The organism is Brevibacillus sp. NRRL NRS-603 (assembly GCF_003013445.1).
Lineage (GTDB): Bacteria > Bacillota > Bacilli > Brevibacillales > Brevibacillaceae > Brevibacillus > Brevibacillus formosus.
This window is the reverse complement of the sequence record NZ_PXZN01000135.1, coordinates 1-3,704: the sequence shown is the minus strand read 5'-3', so window position 1 is coordinate 3,704 and position 3,704 is coordinate 1. Positions and strand designations below refer to the sequence as shown.

Annotated in this window: 5 protein-coding genes; 1 reads left to right on the top strand and 4 read right to left on the bottom strand. The window is 46.7% G+C overall.

Translation table 11 applies throughout. The features are described from left to right. The 4 genes from C7R94_RS29195 to prsW form a co-directional block, all read right to left on the bottom strand. The coding region (locus C7R94_RS29195; protein WP_106785996.1) for a germination protein YpeB at positions 1-982 on the bottom strand (982 nt) is incomplete at its 3' end. A gap of 32 nt (positions 983-1,014) precedes the next feature. After that, entirely contained in the window at positions 1,015-1,674 is a 660-nt protein-coding gene (locus C7R94_RS29190; protein WP_106785995.1) for a cell wall hydrolase, read from the bottom strand. Between the two features lie 26 nt (positions 1,675-1,700). Further along, positions 1,701-1,859 (bottom strand): hypothetical protein, encoded by a 159-nt coding sequence (locus tag C7R94_RS30465; protein WP_007716480.1) that lies wholly within the window; start codon positions 1,857-1,859, stop codon positions 1,701-1,703. A 20-nt stretch (positions 1,860-1,879) separates the two neighbouring features. Continuing rightward, entirely contained in the window at positions 1,880-2,554 is a 675-nt protein-coding gene (prsW, locus tag C7R94_RS29185; RefSeq protein WP_106785994.1) for a glutamic-type intramembrane protease PrsW, read from the bottom strand. Positions 2,555-2,636: 82 nt separating this feature from the next. Here prsW and C7R94_RS29180 point away from each other — a divergent pair, with 82 nt between their 5' ends. Next, positions 2,637-3,608, top strand: a complete 972-nt coding sequence (locus C7R94_RS29180; protein ID WP_106785993.1) for an asparaginase — start codon at positions 2,637-2,639, stop codon at positions 3,606-3,608. The last annotated feature ends 96 nt before the right edge of the window (positions 3,609-3,704 follow it).

Below are 3,704 nucleotides of genomic sequence, written 5' to 3'. Positions count from 1 at the left end.
CGTAGCTGTCAATCTCGGAGACCTCCATATTGTCAAATCCATGGTTTCTCAAGAACACTCGACCTTTTTCTTCCGCCTGCTTCATATCCAGCTTTTCCTCGCCAACTCCACGCTCGTTCATCATCCAAACGACTTTTCCACCGCGTTTGGTGACATCGAGATTAATGGCAGTTTTGTGCCCGTTTGGCGTGACACGTACACTATACGCCGTATATTCCTGCCCCTTGCCGTTATCGTTTACTTCTACTTTCGCATCTCCTGGCTTCAACCCGAGAAACGCCAATGCATTCTTCTCTGCTTCCTCTTTGGTGGCTGGTTTGCCATCGATCCCTTTGATTCGCTGCTGTTTTTTCTTGTCGAGACTCTGTATCCCGACGCCCCAGTCCAAATCAGGGTATTCTTGCACTTTTTTCTCAATGGTTTGGAATCCGTCGATGATGGTATTGTCCTCTTTGTTTTTATTGGAGGCCAATGCCGTCTCCACATCCATCCATCTCAATTGTTTGTCCATCGCGATGGCTTGTACCTTGCGGAGCTCATCCTGGATATCCTTTGCTTGGGTGTGAAGACTCTTCAATGTCTTGTATTCACTCTGACTCAACGGCACCTTGTCCAAATCACGCACGGCGACACGATAGGAAAAATCCGCCACCCTCGACAGCATTTCTTCTGTTTTGTTAAATGCCATCAAGGTCAATGGCAATTGTCCGACATCCGCTTGTGCCGCATAGGAAAGCCGCCAGACATTCGTCAAAATTGGGGTCATTTGTCTGCGCGAGTTGACCACCAGCGATTTGCCAAGCTCATCGTGCAGCTTGTCCACATGATAAGTGAGATCGTGAAAAGCCCGTTGGTACGAGTTTTCGGCTTTGATCAAGACCGAGTTCTTCTCATTGTGCTCCTGATACCCCCACACGCCAGCGCCTATTAAGGCAACCAGGGCAACGGGAAATAACAACCGTGCTGTTGCTCCATATACCATCCCTTGCCACTCCTCCTTTGATTACGCATCGATTATCTGCAAAAGATGTGTTTGCCGATCTTTTTAACCTGTGGTCTGGTCCAAATCCAACCGGATGTTGCTGTATCCGGATTAAAATAGTACGTGCAGCCTCCCGTCGGGTCCCAGCCGTTTAATGCGTTCTTCACTGCTTTCGTCGCACTTTCATTCGGTGTAAGCCATATTTGACCATCAGCAACTGCTGTAAAAGCGCGTGGTTCGAATATCACAGCCGAAGGCGTATCAGGAAACGAAGGGCTCTTGACGCGGTTCAAAATAACGGCGGCGACAGCTACTTGCCCTTCAAACGGCTCTCCTCTTGACTCCCCGTAAACAGCATTCGCCATGATTTTTAAATCATTGTCAGAGACTCGTGAAGGATGAAAGCTGGCTTTGGCTTTGCCCGTCTGATTTTTCGTAGCAGGTGCAGCCATCTGCTCTTCTTGTACGGCAGCTACATTCTTTTCCTTCCAGACAACCTTGTATCCACTTAAGCCCGCTGCTACCAACACCACCAACACACCTGCGATCCAGATTGTACGCACGGCTGAATCCTCCTTGGCATGTATTGAAATCTTTGCATAGTGTTGGTGGAGGAAGAATGGATTATGCATGTGAATCTGGATATAGAAAAAGACCGATGCTATTTGCATCGGCCCACATAGATTCGTCACGCTTTTTCAACTGGGAATGGAAAAGATCAGGACTCGTCAATCCGAAAATGCTTGTCGTTGTCACACAGGCACTGCTTGAACCCTGTTTCTATTTGCCCACCAGGTTCTCGATGACCACGTAGTGTAAACTTTTCTCCACATACATTGCATTGAATTGTCACCTTTGCTCGTTCGGTTTTTAGCACGTATGTCTCCTCCTTACCGTCTATTGTGGACGTGAAGAGAGATTTTTAGAACCGAAATCGTGTGCTCTTTGTACCTTTTTTAAGCCCTGCCACCACAAAAGAAGCATGAATGGAACAATCACTACCAACCAGTTTTGCACTGCCAAAAAAATCAAGTTGTACAGAGCATGCAAGCCGATCGGCAAGGTAATCGACATCCATAAAAAAAGCCGCTCATGCTTGGCGTCCTTGGAAAACTTGGCCCGTCCGAGATAATAACCCATCCACACCGCAAACAACGCATGGCTGGATACTGGCAAAAAGGCACGCCAGATGGCAATATTCGTTCCATTGATAATAAGGTAGAACAAATTTTCCAACGTAGCAAAACCAAGTGACACCGCAACCGCATAAACAATTCCATCGTATGGCTCATCAAATTCCAAATGTTTATAAACCGTAAAATAGATGACCATCCATTTAAAAAATTCTTCCACTACAGCGGATTGGAAAACTTCCGCGACAATGCCATCCCGCCAGTTCCATTCATTCTGCATGATGTACTGAAGTACCATAATCGGTACGACCAGCAGCATACCAAAGATAAACGACCGGATTACCATCGAAATTGGCTCCGGTTCGAGACTGTCACGCAGGTAAAAGTAACTTAAGATGGCGATACCGGGGGCAACTGCCGCGCCGATCAAAGCAATCATCTTTTATTACTCCTTTACACAAGACTACTGTTCATCGTACCATGAATACTGGTTGATGAAAACCCGCTACAGGAGAGAGATCATGTCAAAAAAAATTTTGGTAGTGAACACAGGCGGTACGATTGCCATGTCTGTCGATGACTCAGAAGGCGTAAAGCCATTGGATGATCAAGCAGTCAACAAAATCCTTCCTTTTTTAGAAAAGCACGCGGATGTCACCATGAAAAATCTACTCAACCTACCTAGCCCTCATATGACTCCTGCGATCATGAATCAGCTGCGACTCGATATTGAGGAAGCCTTTCAACATGATCACTATGATGGCATTGTCATTACTCATGGGACTGATACGTTGGAAGAGACTGCATACTTCCTGGATCTGACTTTGTCGGTCAACGTCCCGATTGTCGTGACTGGAGCCATGCGCAGCAGTAATGAGCTCGGAGCTGACGGTCCCGTCAATCTCATTTCTTCCGTTCGTGTAGCCGCAGACTCAGACAGTTTGAACAAAGGCGTTATCGTTGTTTTTAATGACGAAATTCACGCTGCACGCCATGTAACCAAAACACACACGAGCAATGTCGCTACCTTTCAATCTCCACAATACGGACCGATTGGAACCCTAGCGAAAAAAAGCGTGCAATACCACCATGCTCCATTGGATCGAGAGCATTATGCCATTACCCATGCTGATGCGAATGTGCCGTTAATCAAAGCGGTTGCTGGGATGGACCCTGCTTGGCTACAGTTTTTATTGGAGCAGAAGATTGATGGACTCGTCATAGAGGCATTTGGATTAGGAAATCTTCCTCCCGCCATCATTCCTACCCTGCAACAATTACTCGACAAAGGCGTACCGATCGTGCTCGTCTCCCGCTGCTACAATGGACAAGTGCAGGATATCTATGACTATGAAGGTGGAGGCCGCAAACTAAAAGAGATGGGCATCATCTTCTCCAATGGCTTGAATGGGCAAAAGGCTCGTCTCAAGTTAATTGTCACGCTGCAAAAAACACGGACTTTCAAAGAGCTGCAGCAGTTGTTCGACCACTAAATAAAAATGACTGCAACCTCCTGGCCATCAGGAGGTCTTTTTTCTCTTTGGAAACATTTTGTACGATGCTGTTGTAGTGGGGAGGAAACAGGAGAA

Coding starts and splice junctions, on each gene's coding strand:
- prsW (WP_106785994.1), bottom strand. CDS start 2,554: ATGATTGCTTTGATCGGCGCGGCAGTTGCCCCCGGTATCGCCATCTTA.
- C7R94_RS29180 (WP_106785993.1), top strand. CDS start 2,637: ATGTCAAAAAAAATTTTGGTAGTGAACACAGGCGGTACGATTGCCATG.